19 protein-coding genes are annotated in these 18294 nt (G+C 53.7%); 8 read left to right on the top strand and 11 right to left on the bottom strand.

All coding sequences use genetic code 11. The annotated features are described in order from the left end of the window. The first annotated feature begins 26 nt into the window (after nucleotides 1-26). From PPTH39_RS13370 to flgE, 6 genes are all read left to right on the top strand, one after another. Nucleotides 27-959, top strand: a complete 933-nt coding sequence (locus PPTH39_RS13370; protein WP_130872058.1) for a chemotaxis protein CheV — start codon at nucleotides 27-29, stop codon at nucleotides 957-959. 45 nt (nucleotides 960-1004) lie between these two features. Continuing rightward, nucleotides 1005-1832, top strand: coding sequence for a protein-glutamate O-methyltransferase CheR (gene cheR / locus PPTH39_RS13375; RefSeq protein WP_095001824.1), 828 nt, complete (start codon nucleotides 1005-1007; stop codon nucleotides 1830-1832). 449 nt (nucleotides 1833-2281) lie between these two features. Then, nucleotides 2282-2689 (top strand): flagellar basal body rod protein FlgB, encoded by a 408-nt coding sequence (flgB, locus tag PPTH39_RS13380; protein ID WP_016782175.1) that lies wholly within the window; start codon nucleotides 2282-2284, stop codon nucleotides 2687-2689. 3 nt (nucleotides 2690-2692) lie between these two features. Next, nucleotides 2693-3139 (top strand): flagellar basal body rod protein FlgC, encoded by a 447-nt coding sequence (gene flgC / locus PPTH39_RS13385; RefSeq protein WP_095021373.1) that lies wholly within the window; start codon nucleotides 2693-2695, stop codon nucleotides 3137-3139. 15 nt (nucleotides 3140-3154) lie between these two features. Further along, nucleotides 3155-3880, top strand: coding sequence for a flagellar hook assembly protein FlgD (gene flgD, locus PPTH39_RS13390; protein ID WP_095001822.1), 726 nt, complete (start codon nucleotides 3155-3157; stop codon nucleotides 3878-3880). A 29-nt stretch (nucleotides 3881-3909) separates the two neighbouring features. Continuing rightward, nucleotides 3910-5238, top strand: coding sequence for a flagellar hook protein FlgE (gene flgE, locus PPTH39_RS13395; RefSeq protein ID WP_095001821.1), 1329 nt, complete (start codon nucleotides 3910-3912; stop codon nucleotides 5236-5238). A gap of 156 nt (nucleotides 5239-5394) precedes the next feature. Here the strand turns inward: flgE and codA are convergent, their stop codons facing one another. The 5 genes from codA to PPTH39_RS13420 form a co-directional block, all read right to left on the bottom strand. Further along, the gene (codA, locus tag PPTH39_RS13400; RefSeq protein ID WP_095025894.1) at nucleotides 5395-6630 is read right to left on the bottom strand and encodes a cytosine deaminase; all 1236 of its coding nucleotides are present in this window, start codon (nucleotides 6628-6630) and stop codon (nucleotides 5395-5397) included. Then, a complete protein-coding gene (locus PPTH39_RS13405) occupies nucleotides 6627-7850 on the bottom strand; it encodes a PucR family transcriptional regulator (RefSeq protein WP_130872059.1) in 1224 nt (407 codons plus the stop codon). The genes codA and PPTH39_RS13405 overlap by 4 nt, the downstream gene beginning before the upstream one ends. Beyond that, nucleotides 7847-9112 carry a cytosine permease gene (gene codB, locus PPTH39_RS13410; RefSeq protein ID WP_130872060.1) on the bottom strand — a complete coding sequence of 422 codons (1266 nt, stop codon included), beginning with the start codon at nucleotides 9110-9112 and terminating at the stop codon, nucleotides 7847-7849. The genes PPTH39_RS13405 and codB overlap by 4 nt, the downstream gene beginning before the upstream one ends. A 354-nt stretch (nucleotides 9113-9466) precedes the next feature. Beyond that, nucleotides 9467-10228 carry a hypothetical protein gene (locus PPTH39_RS13415; RefSeq protein WP_165446520.1) on the bottom strand — a complete coding sequence of 254 codons (762 nt, stop codon included), beginning with the start codon at nucleotides 10226-10228 and terminating at the stop codon, nucleotides 9467-9469. Continuing rightward, the gene (locus tag PPTH39_RS13420) at nucleotides 10167-10703 is read right to left on the bottom strand and encodes a hypothetical protein (protein ID WP_130872062.1); all 537 of its coding nucleotides are present in this window, start codon (nucleotides 10701-10703) and stop codon (nucleotides 10167-10169) included. Before PPTH39_RS13420 ends, PPTH39_RS13415 begins: the two co-directional genes overlap by 62 nt. 477 nt (nucleotides 10704-11180) lie before the next feature. Between PPTH39_RS13420 and PPTH39_RS13425 the strand changes: the two genes are divergently transcribed. After that, nucleotides 11181-12710: a hypothetical protein gene (locus PPTH39_RS13425; RefSeq protein ID WP_130872063.1), complete on the top strand. Its 1530-nt coding sequence runs from the start codon at nucleotides 11181-11183 to the stop codon at nucleotides 12708-12710. 167 nt (nucleotides 12711-12877) lie between these two features. Here PPTH39_RS13425 and PPTH39_RS13430 read toward each other — a convergent pair whose 3' ends face one another. From PPTH39_RS13430 to PPTH39_RS13450, 5 genes are all read right to left on the bottom strand, one after another. Further along, complete coding sequence (locus PPTH39_RS13430) at nucleotides 12878-14089, bottom strand: MFS transporter (RefSeq protein WP_130872064.1); 1212 nt, start codon at nucleotides 14087-14089, stop codon at nucleotides 12878-12880. 21 nt (nucleotides 14090-14110) lie between these two features. After that, the gene (locus PPTH39_RS13435) at nucleotides 14111-14905 is read right to left on the bottom strand and encodes a hypothetical protein (RefSeq protein WP_095021379.1); all 795 of its coding nucleotides are present in this window, start codon (nucleotides 14903-14905) and stop codon (nucleotides 14111-14113) included. 3 nt (nucleotides 14906-14908) lie between these two features. Beyond that, nucleotides 14909-15217 (bottom strand): hypothetical protein, encoded by a 309-nt coding sequence (locus PPTH39_RS13440; protein WP_130872065.1) that lies wholly within the window; start codon nucleotides 15215-15217, stop codon nucleotides 14909-14911. Between the two features lie 150 nt (nucleotides 15218-15367). Then, complete coding sequence (locus PPTH39_RS13445; protein ID WP_130872066.1) at nucleotides 15368-15628, bottom strand: class I SAM-dependent methyltransferase; 261 nt, start codon at nucleotides 15626-15628, stop codon at nucleotides 15368-15370. 20 nt (nucleotides 15629-15648) lie between these two features. Then, the gene (locus tag PPTH39_RS13450; protein WP_130872067.1) at nucleotides 15649-16353 is read right to left on the bottom strand and encodes an alpha/beta hydrolase; all 705 of its coding nucleotides are present in this window, start codon (nucleotides 16351-16353) and stop codon (nucleotides 15649-15651) included. Between the two features lie 262 nt (nucleotides 16354-16615). Here PPTH39_RS13450 and PPTH39_RS13455 point away from each other — a divergent pair, with 262 nt between their 5' ends. Further along, the gene (locus tag PPTH39_RS13455; protein WP_130872068.1) at nucleotides 16616-17338 is read left to right on the top strand and encodes a purine nucleoside phosphorylase YfiH/LACC1 family protein; all 723 of its coding nucleotides are present in this window, start codon (nucleotides 16616-16618) and stop codon (nucleotides 17336-17338) included. Between the two features lie 72 nt (nucleotides 17339-17410). Here the strand turns inward: PPTH39_RS13455 and PPTH39_RS13460 are convergent, their stop codons facing one another. Beyond that, nucleotides 17411-18115 (bottom strand): LuxR C-terminal-related transcriptional regulator, encoded by a 705-nt coding sequence (locus tag PPTH39_RS13460; RefSeq protein WP_130872069.1) that lies wholly within the window; start codon nucleotides 18113-18115, stop codon nucleotides 17411-17413. Nucleotides 18116-18294 lie beyond the last annotated feature (179 nt).

The raw sequence follows: 18294 nt of genomic DNA on the forward strand, positions 1-18294 counted from the left end.
CTTGAAGTTTTTAAGAGGAGCTGAGTATGGCCGGAGTGATGGATGCGGTTAACCAGCGCACTCAACTGGTGGGGCAAAACCGCCTGGAGCTGTTGCTGTTTCGCCTGGATGGGCCACAGCTTTACGGGATCAATGTGTTCAAGGTCCGCGAGGTGCTGCAATGCCCCAAGCTGACCCTGATCCCCAAGTCCCACCCCGTGGTATGCGGTGTGGCGAGCATTCGCGGCGCGACCATACCGATTCTCGACCTGGCGATGGCCACCGGCGCGGGAGCCTTGAAGGATCAAAGTAACCCGTTTGTGATCATCACCGAGTACAACACCAAGACCCAGGGCTTTCTGGTGCGTTCAGTGGAGCGTATCGTCAATATGAACTGGGAAGACATTCATCCGCCGCCCAAGGGCACCGGTCACGACCATTACCTGACGGCCGTGACCCGTATGGACGAGCAACTGGTCGAAATCATCGACGTGGAAAAGGTGCTGGCAGAAGTCTCGCCATCGTCTGAAACCATCAGCCAGGGCGTGGTGGATGTTGAAATCCAAAGCAAGGCGCTGTCATTGCGGGTGCTGACCGTTGACGATTCGTCGGTGGCGCGCAAGCAGGTTGCCCGTTGCCTGCAATCGGTGGGTGTTGAAGTGGTGTCGTTGAACGACGGGCGCCAGGCGCTCGATTACCTGCGCAAGCTGGTGGACGAGGGCAAGAACCCGTCTGAAGAGTTTCTGATGATGATCTCGGATATCGAGATGCCGGAAATGGACGGCTACACCCTGACAGCTGAAATCCGCAACGACCCGCGGATGCAAAACTTGCACATCATTCTGCATACTTCGTTGTCCGGGGTATTCAATCAGGCGATGGTCAAAAAAGTCGGTGCCGATGACTTTTTGGCCAAGTTCCGCCCTGATGACCTGGCAACCCGGGTAGTTGACCGGATCAAAGCAGCAGACCACAGCTAAGGGCGCAGCCCTTGGCGGTCAAAACGATTTAAGAGGCAGGATCATTTGTCGACGGCTAATTTGGATTTTGAACAGTTCCGGGTATTCCTGGAAAAAGCCTGTGGCATTTTGCTGGGTGAGAACAAGCAGTACCTCGTCTCCAGCCGCCTCAACAAATTGATGGAGCAGCAGGGCATCAAGTCGTTGGGCGAGCTGATTCAACGCATCCAGGCTCAGCCGCGCAGCGGGTTGCGCGAGCAGGTGGTCGATGCCATGACCACCAACGAAACCCTGTGGTTTCGCGATACCTATCCCTTTGAAGTGCTGAAAAACAAGGTGTTGCCGGAGCAAATCAAGGCCAGCCCCGGCCAGCGCCTGCGTATCTGGTCGGCGGCTTGCTCTTCGGGGCAGGAGCCGTTCTCGCTGTCGATGGCGATTGACGAATTCGAGCGCAGCAACCTTGGGCAGCTCAAAGCCGGCGTGCAGATTTTTGCCACCGATCTGTCAGCGCAGATGCTCAACACCTGCCGCACCGGCGAATACGACAACCTGGCCATTGGCCGGGGCCTGTCACCGGAGCGCCTGCAACGTTATTTCGATCCCAAGGGACCGGGGCGTTGGGTGATCAAGGCGCCGATCAAAAACCGCGTGGAGTTTCGCCCGTTCAACCTGCTGGACAGCTACGCCAGCTTCGGCAAGTTCGACATCGTGTTTTGCCGCAACGTGCTGATCTACTTCTCGGCCGAAGTGAAAAAAGACATCCTGCTGCGCATTCACAGCACCTTGAAGCCGGGCGGGTATTTGTTCCTGGGCGCTTCTGAAGCGCTCAACGGGTTGCCGGACCATTACCAGATGGTCCAATGCAGTCCGGGGATCATTTACCAGGCGAAATAGGCTGGGAAAACCCCGTAGATACTCTGTTGCCGGTCAAGCCCTATTGTGGGAGCGAGCCTGCTCGCGAACGACCTTCGCGAGCAGGCTCGCTCCCACAGTTGCAGTGTTCCTGTAGCTGCCGTAGGAACGAGGCTGCGTTCGGCTGCGAAGCAGTCGCAAAATCAGGGGCTGCGGTGTAACAGTCAAACCCGGCTACCAGGGTTTTTACGACGACTTCGTCGCCGAACGCAGCCTCGTTCCTTCGGCAACTGCTACGACGAATCCAAAGCAAAGCGGCAGAAAACCGGCAGTCAGCGGTCAAGCATTGCCGCTTTTTTGCCATTGCCATCTCCCGCCTCCCGGCAAACCCTTGTGTTACGGGGCTGTAAAAACTGGCACGGGGTTTGCTCTATCCCTGTCATGTAAAACCTGAACCACATTCTCAGGTCAGCCCACAAAGGTTTTTCGAGATGAGCATCAGCTTCGATAAAGCGCTTGGTATCCATGAACAGGCCCTGGGCTTTCGTGCCCAGCGCGCTGAAGTACTGGCCAACAACATCGCCAACGCCGATACCCCGAACTACAAGGCTCGGGATCTGGATTTCGCCTCTGTGCTCGCCGCCCAGAACGACAAAAACCAGAACGGCACATTTGCGTTGAACAAGACCAACACCCGCCATATCGAAGCCCAGGGCCTGAGCAGCGGCGACGAGTCGCTGCTGTACCGCACGCCGATGCAGCCGTCGATCGATCAGAACACCGTGGACGCTCAGCTTGAGCAGTCGAACTATGCAGAGAATGCGGTCAACTTCCAGGCCAGCTTCACCCTGCTCAACAGCAAATTCAAAGGGCTGATGTCGGCCCTGCGCGGGGAGTGATCCATGTCTCTATCCAGTGTCTTCAATATTGCCGGTAGCGGCATGAGCGCCCAGACCACGCGCCTGAACACCGTGGCCAGCAACATCGCCAACGCCGATACGGTGTCGTCGAGCATCGACCAGACCTACCGCGCCCGCCACCCGGTGTTTGCCACTATGTTTCAAGGTGCGCAAGGCAGCAGCGGCGGCGACTCGCTGTTCCAGAACCAGGACGCCGCCGGCCAGGGCGTGCAGGTGTTGGGTGTGGTTGAAGACCAGAGCGAGTTGCAGGCCCGCTACGAGCCCAACCATCCTTCTGCCGACGCCAAGGGCTATGTGTATTACCCCAACGTCAATGTGGTTGAAGAAATGGCCGACATGATTTCCGCCAGTCGTTCGTTCCAGACCAACGCCGAGCTGATGAATACCGCCAAAACCATGATGCAGAAGGTCCTGACCCTCGGTCAGTGATAAGGGGCGACGCAAATGAGTGTGACCGATTCCACCAGCGGCTTGACCCTTAACCAGGTACTCGCCAACTCCGCCCAGGCCAAGACCACTGACACCAGCCTGGCGGCGGCCTCCAAGGCGGTATCCGGCAACACGGCGCTGGGCAAGGATGCGTTCCTGCAACTGCTGGTCACCCAGCTGAAAAACCAGAACCCGCTGGACCCGCAGGACAACACGGCGTTCGTTGCGCAACTGGCGCAGTTCAGCAGCCTGGAAGGCATCACCACGCTCAACGATACGGTCAATTCGATCTCCGGCAACTTCCAGTCTTCGCAGGCGTTGCAGGCCTCGTCGCTGGTGGGGCGTTCGGTGATCGTGCAGACCGGCGAAGCCTATGTGGATCCGGCCAGCGACAAGCCCTTCAACGGCACCGTGGTGGTCAAGGATGCTGACTCCAAACCCGTTATCACCATCACCAATGCCGACGGTGAGGTGGTTCGCACCATCGACATGGGCACCCAGAAAGCCGGCAACGCGGAGTTCACCTGGGATGGCAAGGACGACGAGGGTGTGCTGCTGGAAAAGGGCTCCTACACCTTCACCGCATCCAGCAAAACCGACGCCGGTACCACGGCGCTCACCACCTATCTGCCAGCCACGGTCAACAGCGTGACCCTGAGCAAGACCGGCGGTGAAATCATGCTCAACCTCGCAGGCCTGGGCAGCATTGGCATGTCCAAAGTCCAGACCATTGGCTTGTAAGCCGACTCATACGCCTCAAGGAGAGAAACATGTCATTCAATATCGGCCTTAGCGGCCTCTATGCGGCGAACAAGCAGCTGGACGTGACCGGCAACAACATCGCCAACTCTGCGACCACCGGCTTCAAGGCCTCGCGTGCGGAATTCGCCGATATCTACTCGGCCAGCAAGCTGGGTACCGGCAGCAAGACCATCGGCAGTGGCGTGAACCTGGCAGCGGTCTCGCAAAATTTTGGTCAAGGTGCGGTTAACAACACCGGCAACCTGCTGGATATGGGCATCCAGGGCAGCGGCTTTTTCGTGCTCAGTGACAACGGCTCCCTGAGCTATACCCGCGCCGGTACGTTCAAGGCCGACAAAGACGGCTTTGTCACCAGCTCTGATGGCACTGCGCGCTTGCAGGGCTATGGCGTGGATGCCAATGGCAATATCGTTAATGGCGTATTGACCGACCTGCGCATCGATACTTCCAACCTGGCGCCCAAGGCGACGGGCTCGGTGGACTCGACGATCAACCTCAATTCCAACGCTGCGGTGATTGATCAGACCGCCAACCCGTTCGACCCGAGCAAAGCCGAATCCTATACGAAAAGCTTCAGTACTACGGTCTACGATACCCAGGGCAATCCACACCCGATGGACCAGTACATGGTCAAGACCGGTGCCAATACCTGGAAGGCCTACACCCTGATTGACGGTCGCAACCCCGATGGCAGCGCAGTGAGCGGAGACGGCGCGAAGGCGCCGGTGGCTTCGATCATGCAATTCGACTCAGCCGGCGGGCTGACCAGTGTGACGACGCCCAACCCGGTGGCCGGCGAACCCGATATCGTCAGCAACACCCTGACCGTCAGCACCTGGATGCCGGGCGCCATGGTCAATGGCAAGTGGGCGTCCAACGGCGCGGCAGCCAAGGACACCGGGATTGCCATCGACATGGCCAAAACCACTCAGTACAACACCGACACCTCGCGCAACCCGCCGACCCAGGACGGCTACGCTACCGGCCAGATCAACAACCTGACCATCGACGGTTCGGGTGTGATGTTCGCCAACTTCAGCAACAACCAGAGCCGTGCCATTGGCCAGATTTCCCTGGCCAGCTTTACCAATGAGCAGGGTCTGCAACCAGTGGGCGGCACGGCCTGGAAGGAGACCTACGCCTCGGGCGTGGCGGGCTACGACGCACCGAAGGTCGGCAGCCTGGGCGCCATCCAGTCCAACTCGCTGGAAGACTCCAACGTTAACCTGACCAGTGAGCTGGTGGACCTGATCAAGGCCCAGAGCAACTACCAGGCCAACGCCAAAACCATCTCGACCCAAAGCACCATCATGCAGACCATCATTCAGATGACGTGATAGCGCTGCGACCATGATCCGGCGGGCATCGGGTGGGTGAGCAATACATAACCTGTGGGAGCTGGCTTGCCTGCGATGCAGACGCTGCGGTGTTTCAGTTCAACCGCGTCGATGCCATCGCGAGCAAGCCCGCTCCCACCATGTTCGTCACGGGTCTCAGCTGAACTCCACCTGTTCCGGCACCCGCGTCAGCAAAACCTTGCCGGCGCGGATCGATACCCGCGCCTTGGCCTGGCGACGTACCGCTTCGTAATCGCTCTCGGCATCCAGCACCACCAGGTTCGCCGGGCGACCCACTTCAATGCCATAACCCTCGCCCAGATTCAGCGTCCGTGCACTGTTGTCGGTGACCAGGTCCAGGCTGCGCGCCAGGTCTTCAAAACCCATCATGTGGCAGATATGCAGCCCTGCATCCAGCACCCGCAAAATATTGCCATTACCCAGCGGATACCACGGGTCCTTGATTGAGTCCTGACCAAAGCACACGTTCATGCCGGCACGGTCGATTTCGGCCACCCGGGTCACGCCACGGCGTTTCGGGAAGGTATCAAAACGACCCTGCAAATGGATGCTTTCGGTCGGGCACGAGACAAAGTTGATCTTTGATGCCTTGAGCAAGCGGAACAGTTTGGAGCAGTAGGCATTGTCATACGAACCCATCGCTGTGGTGTGACTGGCGGTCACCCGGCTGCCCATGCCGCGTACCCGGGCCTCTTCGGCCAGCACTTCAAGAAAGCGCGAGTGGGGATCGTCGGTTTCGTCGCAATGCACGTCCACCAGGCACCCCGTGCGCTCGGCCAGATCCATCAGGAACTTGATCGAACTGACTCCCTGCTCGCGGGTGTTTTCAAAGTGCGGGATGCCACCCACCACATCGGCGCCCAGCTCCACGGCCAGGGTCATCAGCTCACGGCCACCGGCATAGGACTCGATGCCTTCCTGGGGGAATGCCACGATTTGCAGGTCGATCAGGTGGCGGGTTTCATCGCGCACTTCAATCATCGCCCGCAAGGCAGCTAGGGTTGGATCGGTGACGTCGACATGGGTGCGCACATGCTGGATGCCGTGTTCGGCCAGCATGCGGACAGTGGCGTGGGCACGCTGCTTGGTGTCTTCATGGGTGATGGTTTCCTTGCGCTGCGCCCAGCGTTCGATGCCTTCGAACAGGGTGCCGCTGAGGTTCCACTCGGGCTGGCCGGCGGTCAGGGCCGCGTCCAGATGGATATGCGGTTCTACAAAAGGCGCAATCAGCAACTGACCGCGGGCGTCGATATCGCCGGCCTGCGCCGGCACGCTGCCTGCCTGCAGGGTGATGGCACTGATCAGCGCACCTTCACAGGTGACCGTGTGCAGACCCGAGGTTTTACGCAGTGTGGCATTGATGATCTTCATGGTCGTTCCTGTCGTTGAGCTTCGGACATGCGCCACACCAGCAGGGCCACCGAAGCATTCATTCTGAATAGGGGGTCATCGATCGACTGGGCGCTGTTTTGCTCGATGCGTTGCATGCGTTGATTGATGGTATTTCGATGGATGCTCAGGCGTTGCGCGGCCTTGAGTGCGTTACCGTTCTCCTGGAGCAGGGCATCCAGGGTATCGATCAAGGTATGGGGTTGCTTGCGGTTGGGTTCGATCAGCGGCCCCAGGGTTTGCTGTACGAAAGCCTCGATCACCGAGCGTTCGCCCACGGCCTGCAGCAGACGCAACACGCCCAGTTCGCTGAAATCGCAGAGGCCGGTGGCCGGGCGCAGGTTTTCTGCAACATCCAGCGCCTGGCGTGCCTCGTTGAGGGCCCGGTGATAATGGGCGCAATCCTCGACCTTGCCTGCCAGCCCCATAAACAGCGCCAGATTACCGATGATGGCCTGCAAGTCTCGATACAGGCTCGCCAGTTCTGTGCGCAGGTTGTTGTCTTCAGCGAGCAACAGGATGAACAGATCACCCTGCACGATCACCGGCAACGCGCGGGGCAGGGCACGGCTCCACACGTCGAGGTGATCCTGTACGGTCTGGCGGGTGTGTTGCAACAGGCGTTCTGCCTCCTCGGGTGCGTGACTGGCAAACAGTACACTGACTGCTGACAAGCGTAGCGCAACCAGGCGGCACGGTTGGTCCAGCGCCAGCTGCAAGTGCGTTGCGCGCTGGCGGAGGGTGGCCAGGCTGGGGTAATCGCCACTGAGCAGTTGCGCCAGAATGTCGTGGCGCGAGCGTTTGGTCTGGGCCATTTGTACCAGTGCAGTACCAATCAAATGGGTGACGATGACCATTCTCAGCAAGTACGGTTGCTCGATCAGGGGCACGCCGCGGGCTTCGGCCAGTGCAATCACCGATGGGGGAATGCTGTGGATGAAGGTCTCGCCGGTCAGGACCACCAGTCCGGCAATCGCACAGTCACTGCCTTCGTCGATCAGGCGCAGCAAGTTGGCCTCGTCACGGGGGTGGTTGATCCCGGTGACAAACACCAGCTCACCGCCCATGACCCAGCCGGCGATGCCTTCGTTCTCGGCCACATAGGACCAGCGCACGCTGCGCTGGCGGTTGCGTGCGCCGGCCCGCAGGGTCATCTCTTCGAGGCCGGGCAGGGCCAGGATCTCTTCAACGGTCAGGCTCAAAGGGGCTCCTGGACGGTGGGCAGCACCGCCGGTTGACGGCTGAGTTTCAGCAGCACGATATAGACGATGGCCGATGCGCCAATGCCTACCAGAGGCGCAATCCATGGCGACAAATAGGCCAGCAAGGCGCCCACGGCATAGGCGGTCAGCCCTGCCAGGTTGTAGCGAGGTAACTGGACGCTGGCCAGGGCCGGGTATTTGCCGCGATGACGAAACCAGAAGTCGGCCATGATCACGCCGCCAATGGGCGGGATGACCGAACCCAGCAGCACCAGAAACGGAATCAGCATTTCATACATGCCGCCCATCGCCAGCAGCACGCCCACGGCGGCGGCGAGCAGGGTCATGGTGCGCCGGCGTTCGCTGCGCACCAGATGGCAGGTGGCAGCGGCCACGTTGTAGATGGTCGGGCCCTGGATCGTCCACAGGTTCAGGCACAGCATGACTACGGCGGCAAACGACAGGCCTTGCAGCATCATCACTTCGACGATGTCGGCCTGTTGATAAACCATGGCGCACCAGGCGCCGGCCACGATCATCAGGCCATTGCCCAGCAGAAAGCTGACCACGCTGGCGGTCACGGCGATGCGTCCGCTGCGCGACAGCCGCGTCCAGTTGGTGGCCTGGGTGGCACCGCTGGCGAAGGTGCCAAAGACCATGGTAATGGCTGCCGAGACGGTCATGGTCTGCTGCGGGATCACCGCTGCCAGCCCGGAAAACCCGCCGACATGCTGCGTGGCGATATACATGGAGACGATCAGCAGGACAAACATCAGCGGCACCGAAACCCGCGACAGCACATCCAGGCCTTTGTAGCCGATGATCGCCGTGATGCTGAAGCCCATGCCGAAAAACACCATCAAGGGCAGGGTGAAGCCTTCGGCCAGGCCGAGCATCTTCACCAGCACGATGGCCACGGTTGCCGTGCCCCAGGCGTACCAGCCGAGTTCGGCAAAACCGAGCAGGAAGTCCGAGAGGCGGCTACCGGCCTCACCAAAGCACAAGCGTCCCATCAGCACCGTGTTCAGGCCGCTGCGCGAAGCGATCAGGGCCAGGGCGGCAGCATACAGCGCCAGCAGGGTATTGCCGATGGCCGCAATCCACAGCATATCGACAAAGTTGAAGGCCATGCCCAGCTTGCCACCGGCGAACATGGTGCCGGTAAAGAAGGTAAAGCTGAACAGCACCATCGAAATCGACAACAACCCCTTGCGCGCTGAACGCGGGGCTTCGCTCAAAGGAAAATCGCCGGGTGAACTCATGGTCTATTTCTCCGCCTCGAATGGGTGCGCCGATATCGGTAGCACACAGGAGCCAGAGCAATAAGCGGGCCTGTTTTGTCAGGGCGGGTAAACCGGAGAAAAGCGGGCACACGGCATATGGGCGGGTGTGCAGAGTGCCTATTGGCGAGCGAATATCAGGCTGAAGAATGTGCAGAGTGATTCATTTTGTGGCGCGGGCGCACTGTTTCGGGGTGATGGTTACACGTTCTGTGGGAGCGGGCTTGCTCGCGACGGGATCGCTGCGGTGTAACAGGACAATCGCGGGCAAGCCCGCTCCCACAGTGCCCAACAGTTAGAACGCAATGCTATCGCTGCGGATCCGCGAATCGAGGTTTATTGCCCCTGTCTTTCAGCCATGGCCTGGGCGAAAGCGCCGGGCTCCAGTACCAGGGAAAGGCGCTGGTCCATCAGGTCCGTCTGGTTACCTTCGATCAGGGTGTTAAGTACACGTTGATTGATCTGTGAAAGTTGGCTATCGAGAAATTTCGCCGTGTCGGCCGAGAACTCCCGGTGCTCGATGCCATTGATTTTTTCCATGTTGTAAATGGCCAGGGCCGGCAGCAACGATGTTTCTACATAGTTGTACTCGTGGGTATCCCTCAGGTGCCGGGTTTCGTCGGGGGTTAACGGCTGGTTCTTCTGTTGCCTGGCGTTGAGGAACGTACTCAGGTTGTCCTGCAAGTCCAGCACCTGAAGTTGCGCGATGCGCAGGTCAATGGACGCCTTGAAGGCCTCGACACTTTCAAAGTGCAGTGAAGGCAAGCTGGTGAACGCTTCTTTGTAATAAGCAATGGACGTATCTGTCGTCGGCACGCCCGTGTGGGCCAGGGTCAATGTAGTCCCCATATAGGCAGGGGCTGTATCAACACTGTGCGGCAGGGCAATCGGGAAATGATTGATGTCACCCTTGGCATAAATTTCATTTTTGAAGGGAACCATCACGGCTTCGTTTACAAGCGTTGCCCCCCTGGCGCCCTGGGTTGTTTGCGCACTCGATGCGCCAAGCACGTATTTGTTGAATTTGTCTTTGGGGTCATGGGGCTGCGAGACACTGCGTTCTTCGTAATTGACGTTGTTGTAACCACCAGTAAGCACATTGCTGGCCAGCGTCCAGCGTCCAGCGATGACGGTGGGGGATGTCTTCGCCTCCAAGCCCTGTGCCGCGCACACTGTAATTGTGGAGTCTTAAATTCCAGTTTCTGCCTGTCTCCTTGTCCCCGGACATCAAATAAATCTTGTCGAAAAGTTGAGTCCGAGCAGAGTCTTTTTTGCTCTCCTGCAGTGCGCTTTCATCCTCTTTCAAGTGTCGCAGTATGCCAATCAAATCTTTTTTGGTAATGAAGTCGATATCACCGGTTACTCCGGCCTTGCCGGCAAATCCCATTTCCTTACCTTGATCGAATGACAGATAGCGCCGGGATATTTCCTGGTGGACACGATCGTATATTTCTTTGGGTGTACAGCAAGGTGGGGCGGCGGGAATGGCGCCGGCGCTGATGTGTGAAGTCCCCCGGGCAACGCTGTCCGTGGGGGTAAACCTGAAGGGGGAAATCGAGCTGAGATCTTTCATGTGTTTTCGTTCGTTCGATCGAATGGTGGTCATCCTTCGTGGGAAACAACATGTGAACGGTCAAGCAACACACTCCGGGAGCAGGGAGGGTATCGGCGACCGTGCAGTCCATTACATGTCTCGCAGTCTGTGGCCCGGGCTGCAGGGCGGGTTCCACAACGTGCAAGCGAACTGTTACCGGGGGTTAACAGGTACAAAGATCGCAAGTGTTATTGATAAGGCATCATGTCTTTATTGCCGTGAAAGTGTTTATTGGATGTGAGTATGTATTCGGTTCAGTACGCTAATAATTAAGAGGGCTGTTCGTCTTTCCTTGTTATTTTCTTACACTTTGATATTTGTTTTGTTTTTAGTTCAAGGGCAAAGTTTGCGGCCCAATGGCCTGTTGCGTCGCCAGGTTTGCTACTGGTTTGCGAGCCTGTGCGTGCCTTCTCCATGCCCCATCTATCCAAGTGCACTATTAATGAGGTGAGCATCATGTTTATTTCCAGGTCAGGTACATCGCTCGATGCGGTATATGGCATCGACAGTCAAGGTAAGCCAGATGCCGTTGCTCAAAGCAGTCCCCATGGTGTTGCCCTGACGGATGTACAAAGACAGATGATCACCAACAGCAAGTTTTTTGAAGCGGGCGCCAGCATGGCCTTGTTGAACCAGCCAGGCAGGATAGGTGAAGTGTTCGACCAGCACGCCGCACAACTGGCAACGGTGTTGCGTCAGGGGTTGAGCGAGCAAAGCGTGGCGGGTGGGCTTGCCGTCCATTACAAGGGACGGGAGCAGCCGTTGCGCGATGTTCTGCAGGCCACCATCGAGCCTTTGGCAGCACAGTCCGACCAGATTGGTCGGCAGATGAAACCCGGGCAGGCGCTGCAACCGTGGTTGATCAACACGCTGCAGACTCCTCTGGCCGGATGTACAGAAGGGTTCGACAAGCAAAACCATGTTGACCTGCTGACTAAAATCCGTGCGTCGAGCGCTTTTGGCAGCACGATGTGCCAGTTGATGGCCCCCGTAGAAGACGAGAGTCAACCCGGGCTCTATGCGCAGCACAAACAAGCCAATACCGCGGCTTGGGTGGCCTTGCTGCGTGAGGCTGGTCTTGATGCGCAGGCAGATCAGTTCGCTGATCGTTTCAAGGAGTTTTCAAGCAAGACGCGTACGCCGGCCTTTGACAATCCGCTCAGTCGTGCCCGCAGTGAACGGATGCCTATGGTGGAAGTCGGCGGGAAGTTGCGGCCGGTGAAGGGAGTTTATGAAGATGCGGCCAAGCTCAAGATGGGGTTTGGGCTGGTGGTACAGAACACGGTCGACCCGCACAGCACTGAGCAGGCCGCCTTGCGCAAAGCGCTGGGTGATCGCAATCAGAATCTCAATGCAATTCCCCGTCAAGGTGCGCCGATTGCAGACCTGACCCGGCCTTTCACCATGTCAGAGGCTGAAATGGAGAACGTGCCGCCAGCCTATTCCCAGCAAGGCCTGACCGGCATGCTGGAGCATTTTTCAATGCTGCATGGCGTGGGTATCAATCGCTGGCAGCCCTTTGGCACATTCGCAATGGAGTCCAACCTCAAGGGTCTGCCATCTGCGGGGGCGCAATCCGGCAGTACCTGTGACGTGCTGCTGGCGCTCAACACGTTGAACCCGGATAGAATCTATGGCAATGAACACATGGTGCTGGCGGCCGGGCTGGGTATTGCCGCCTTCATGAACTTTGGCGGCTACCATACCTTTGCCGAAACATTCCCGATTGCAGAGGCCGTTGCGGCTAATCGCCCCTATGTCCCCACCAACCTGGCGGCTACCAATCAGATGGACTTGTATCAACGCATCGAGACAGCAGCGCAAACGGCCAGCCCGCAAGGTGCAAAACAGCTTGGGCAATTCCGTCGCAGTCATGCTCAAGTGCTTGAGGGGTTACGTCACAATCAGCCGGATGGGCAGCAAGCCTTGGGTGCTGGCGTTGATTTCTACGCCACTGCGCAGCAGATAGCCGATTGGCGCAAATGACCGCGTAACTCCCCACCCCTCCAAAAAACAAAACCCCCGTCAAACCCACCTGTTGCCAGGGTTTAACGGGGGTTTTGGGTCAGGCGGTTTGACCCGCCTGCCAGCTCAGCTTATTGGCAAGCTTCGCAATCCGGCGCGTGCTTTTGGACTCATATGTGGTATCCGGTTTATAGAGAGTCTTTAATTTTTTTGCTAGCACCGATAATTAATAGAACAGTCGTCACTGCAATAGCTTGGTATTCGAACATGTTTCGTAGCTCTTCATGTGAAGTGAACTGTGTACTTAATATGAAAATAAGTACGCCGAAACATCCGGTTAAAGTGTTTAAGGTTGCGTAGGCTCTCCCGTGTAGTGTCGGATCAGTAATTCTTTGTGCATGGCTGAGACTTACAATGGATGTTTGGCATCCCAGGCCAATTCCAATATATGAAAAAAAGGCCAGAAGGAAAGCTTCAGATTGAGCGAAGATGAATAGTGATAACGCTAGGGTGGTCAGGCCCAATAGGGTGATTTTCAAAGTGCCGAGTCGTTGGGTGAGTTTTACTATAATCAGTCCGCCAATGATTGCTCCAATAGAATAGGCGGCGTCAATCTGTCCATATGCATTTGCATTCAGATTGAGAGGTCCTTTTACGAAGGGGGCAAGTAATGCATTTGACATATATAGTATGTTTGTGTTTAGCAGTATCAGCAGATAGTATCCGATGAGGCGGGGTTGCTGGGTGATATATTGAAAGCCTTCAAGTATGGATCTCAGGTGAGCGACCAAATGGTTTAGCGTGCTTATCTTGGTGATCGCACTCGCACACGGCGAGTGAAGCGCCTTTGCCATATAAGCAATGCAGCAGCTGGATGCCCAGAAAATAGTACTGGCGATAGCGATAGTAAAGGTCGGCCCAAGAGTTACGAATAACATGCCGGAGCCTGTTGCTCCAATTATGACACCTGCCTGCCCACTGGTAACAGAAAGTGCATTGAGTTTGAAGTTTTTTTCATGAGTTGCGAACGTTGCCAAAATGACACGCCAAGACAATAGTTGTATTTCTGCGCAAATGGACATTAAGAAGCTGACGGAGTAAGCGAATGCAGGGGATGCTCGATCCATGACAAATAACGATGCATATACCAGTAGTGTCAGGCAGCGCGTGCATTCAGAATATAGCACAAGCTTTATAGCTGGATATTTGTCAGCCATACTTCCGATTATCATTGAAAGAAATAGGCTGGGCAGTGTTGCAATCAACAAGCTTATTGCCGCACTTGTGGCGTACCCTGTTAAGTCAATCACAATCCAAGTATTTATAAAAAAAAATATACCGGTTCCAGCCCTCGAGAAAAATATAACAGTGGCATATGCGGGGACTGATATTCGACTCATTACTCAGTGCGCCTTTAATCGTCAGGCGCTATGCGCCTGAGTAATGTAACGGAAGCCTGTCTCGTGTACGTCAATATCCAGCGTTATTGGATGGAATGTATTCAGATAATCGGATGACTCAAATAAGTGATTCGGTTGGTGAGGGCGCTCCATCAAAAAGCTCAGTTCGTTCATGTCAGATGACCATTGAGCGCCGTTAAAAAACTCGAACCCTTCAAAGTGTGCTTTATACAAGAATTTTTTCCCGTAACATGTGCCCATGTAAAGGTAGTTGCAGTCACGGTTGTGAAAGTAATTAATTGTTGCGGTCAGCATGAACGTGCCTAGCGATTTTTTTGGTTCGGTAATGTCATAGAAGGCAAAGTTATAGTGTGCTATTTTAGGAGCTGTGTTAATTGTTACTAGGCCGACAGTTTTCTCTTTCCTGGTGAAGTGCATGATGTGCGTCGCATTTTCCGGATTGATGATTCGGTTAAGTCGCTGTTCATTAATCACTCCTTCCCCAAATCGCTGTTCCGCACACTGTAGGCATAATTCACGGATGCTCTTGTCGATAACGAAATCGCTGATATTAATAAGCGTCATTTCTATATCTTGACAGGCTTTGAGCGTTCGTCGAGCTCTATAGGTAAGTTCAAATCTTTTCAGGGTAATTCTTGTGCTTCGGGTTAAATAGAATCTCGGTTTGCGTGAAGGTAAAAAGCCGCGGTCATAGAGTTCAACGATTTCTTCCTGTGATTCAGGTATGGCCCAAACAGCGTAAGGAAAAGTATAGTTTTTGTAGTCAGGGTTTGACTCCGAAAATATAATTCTCATAAGTTATTTCACGCCTGTTAGGATCATTCTTTCGCTGTCAACGCTAAAAGGTTGTCCCTTATTATTATAGCCCTCTATATTTTTAAATCCTGCGTGTAGCATCCACTCCTTGATTTCTGTGAATGTCAATAGTCGGATGTTGTAAGGTGTTTCACTCAGTTCTCCATCTTTAATAAATTGGCGTCTAACATGAAGTATTCCTTGAGCAGGGTTGTAGTCGAAGTGGTCGATCATAAAGTTCCCTTCTCTTTCTAGAACACTTGAGGTGGGAAGGTATTTAAGGCAGCGATCACGATTAATATGATCAATCAAAAAACGGCCTCCTTTCTTCAATGAATCGTAAATTTTGCTTAATTGCAATTTGCAAATTTCGTCATTAGAGTATCCAAAAGATGTGTACCAACTAAGCGCACAGTCGAATTTTTCCCTCCAGAGCGTGTCAAGGAAGTTTTTGTTTTTGTATCAAATATCAAGGTTGCTTTTACGAGCGTTAAGGATAGCCAAGTCAAGTGCGTTCTGGCTCCAGTCAATGCCCGTTACACGATAGCCCCTGTGAGCAAGCTCATTGGAAATTCGACCATGGCCGCAGCCGATATCCAGTACGTGGTCACCTTTTTCAAGGCTGCAAAGATGTTCAATAAGAGTGCATTCTTTCTTCGTCCTCTCATGGGTAAGATAATTTTCTGAAAAATAAATATAAAGATAATCAAACGTATTTTTCATTATGAATTCCAGTCAACGTCTTATGTAATCCATCTTAAAATGCTGTTCAAAGCCAGATGTCTACTGTGTGGGTATTCACTGAAGTGTGTTTCTAGATCGTGGCCAGCTTGACGAATACAATGGTGCTCAGCAGCGAGGCAATTTTGTGCGTATTCAATCAGTTTGCAAGGGATTTCAGCGGGAATGATCATGTCTTTTTCTGCAGAAATAATAAGCAGTTTCCCCTTGAAGTGTTGGATGATGGAAAAGCATTTGCTGTGTTCCCAACTTCGGTATTGGCGTATGCAGGATGAAAATGAGGGGCCAAATTTTAAGGTTTCAGCCTTTTCTGAATAAATCGCGGGTATCGCCAGCCCTAGGCGAGCAACCGAGATCTGTGAAGCTATATGGAGTGCATTATGCGCCCCCATGCTGAAGCCCATTATATTAAGACCTTCCTGTAGGTCGAGTTTGTGGATCACAGCTAATGCTTGCTCGGTTCTTCTTTCCAAGCTGGAATGTTGCAAGTTTCCGCCGGTGTGCCCATGCCCAAGAAAATCAAATGCAATCGTTTCGACGCTATGAGAGTTTAAGTATGTTTGAAGACTGTAAAAACCTTTGCAGCTGGATGTGCCAGCACCGTGCATAAGCAAGACTGTTCTCTTAGGGGAGTTGCAGTGCCAGCGTTGTCCTCGTAAGTGTGCCGTTCCGCAGCGCACCATAAAGTCTTCGATTAGCCGTTTCATATCCTATCCTAATCATCGTCGAGTATTGGCCCGGTAGAGATTTGTAGGGGCGATATTTGTTTTTATAGACGTTGGCTGATAGATTTACATCTACAAGATTTGGTAGTTGTGAGTGGCACGGGTTGTGCTTTAGGTTGAAATCTCAACTAAATCAAATTGTTAACTTTGCTTTGTCTAGGTAGCTAGCCATGCACCTACTATTGAATACATAGACCCTGTGTTGCCATAAAGGTGCGTGCTATTACTTTTAAGTGAGGTTCAAATGTCTTTTTTTGCTGATAATTTGAATGCTCTACCCGGGCTGGAACACGCATTCGGCTCGGCCAGCAATTTCCATAAACCCACAAACTTATTTTGTTGTGCTCAGAAGCATGGTGAAAACGTCATTCAAGTGGGCGATGCAGATGAGTCTGGTGCCATCGCTGGGGACGCGATTTTCACACGTACAACCCGTCCCATAGGAATCGTGACAGCAGACTGTCTACCTATTCTTGTAGGTTCAAAAAAAGATAAGTTCGTTGCAGCCATTCATGGCGGCTGGCAAGGATTAGCGGCAGGTATAATCGAAAATTCCTTTCTTGCGTTCATACGAGAAAATATCTCGTTAGAACATTTGCAAGTTGCAATAGGTCCTGCCATACATTCATGTTGCTATGAGGTTGGAAAGGAGCTTGTTGATACAATTGAACAGGCGCATGGACATCTTTGGCGGGGGCGCCAGGCGCCATGGTCTAGAGTTCGTACAGAATCAGAGTTTGGCGTTACTCTCCGTCGTGCACCTGTCAGTCATAACGAAGCGTGGGTTGATCTCACTCTTTATGGCCTTTATTTGCTAGAGGATTTGGGGGTGGGCCGTATGCAAGTTGAGGTGGCGGGGATATGCACTTATAGTAGTGGGGATGAATGGGGTAGTTACAGGAGGCGAAAGCATCAAAGTGAGTCGAAGGCTTTTCAGTACTCATGGGTACGCCTGCGAGAATGCTGAAGTCAATAGAGGGTCCAAATATTGTAGTTGCTTTGCCTTGTGGGCGTATTCCAATTGGCATTATTTAATATGTTATATATAGTCTTTGATAATTGCATAGGCAATGGCTTGTGCTCTATTGGTAGTGCCTATTTTATTTTGTATTGTTTTGTAGTGAAAGTTTATGGCGTCTTGCGAGAGCCCAAGTATTATTGCGATTTCTTCAGACGTTTTCCCGTCTGCGCCCCAACGTAAAATCTCTTTCTCTCGTGTCGACAGTGTTACAGCCAAAGAAGTAGGGCTATTTGTTTTACTCATCCAGTTATGAATTTCCGCTGTCATTTGTTCTATCACAAAGTGCAGTATTTTCATCTCTCTATGTTCGATTTTTTGATGGGCTCGTGCCAGTAGTAAGTGCTCGAACACGCCATCCTGCTTTGGTATTGATTGCGTTATGTAATAAATATTGTCATCCAAGTTGAATAAGGGGGCAGTGTTGTGTGCCTCGAGATGACTTAATGTGTCTAAGTGTTCTGTACAAATTCTAAAGAAACCTGATGTGATGTTTGCACGCTTTGTGCTAAGTAGCGGGTCTGGATTGAATGGGTAATTTCCATAGGTGTGGTTTTTTGGATTTGTAAAAGGTGTTGGGTATTGAATGCGGAAGGAAAAGTGTTCGAAGTTAACTTGTTTTGTTGTGCTGATGCAGGCAGTCCATAAATCATCGAGCGTTTTGCACGCAGAAAATGTTTTGCTCAGGTAGCTTGTTAGTGACTTGAGTTGCACTTTATTGTTCATGGCGATCCCCTTAGCGCTTTAACTATTTCGCGATAAGGTGAGTATTTGCCATCTGCTTTGAGGAGTTAATAGGTGTTTTCCCACGAGGTCTATCAACGTTCTGCTTGTTGCGAAGGATAAATCCTACAAATTACTTGTCTGGTTCAACACAAAGGCTTCGGAATAAAATTTATTTATGA

It is taken from the genome of Pseudomonas bubulae (assembly GCF_900618535.1).
Taxonomy (GTDB): Bacteria; Pseudomonadota; Gammaproteobacteria; order Pseudomonadales; family Pseudomonadaceae; genus Aquipseudomonas; species Aquipseudomonas bubulae.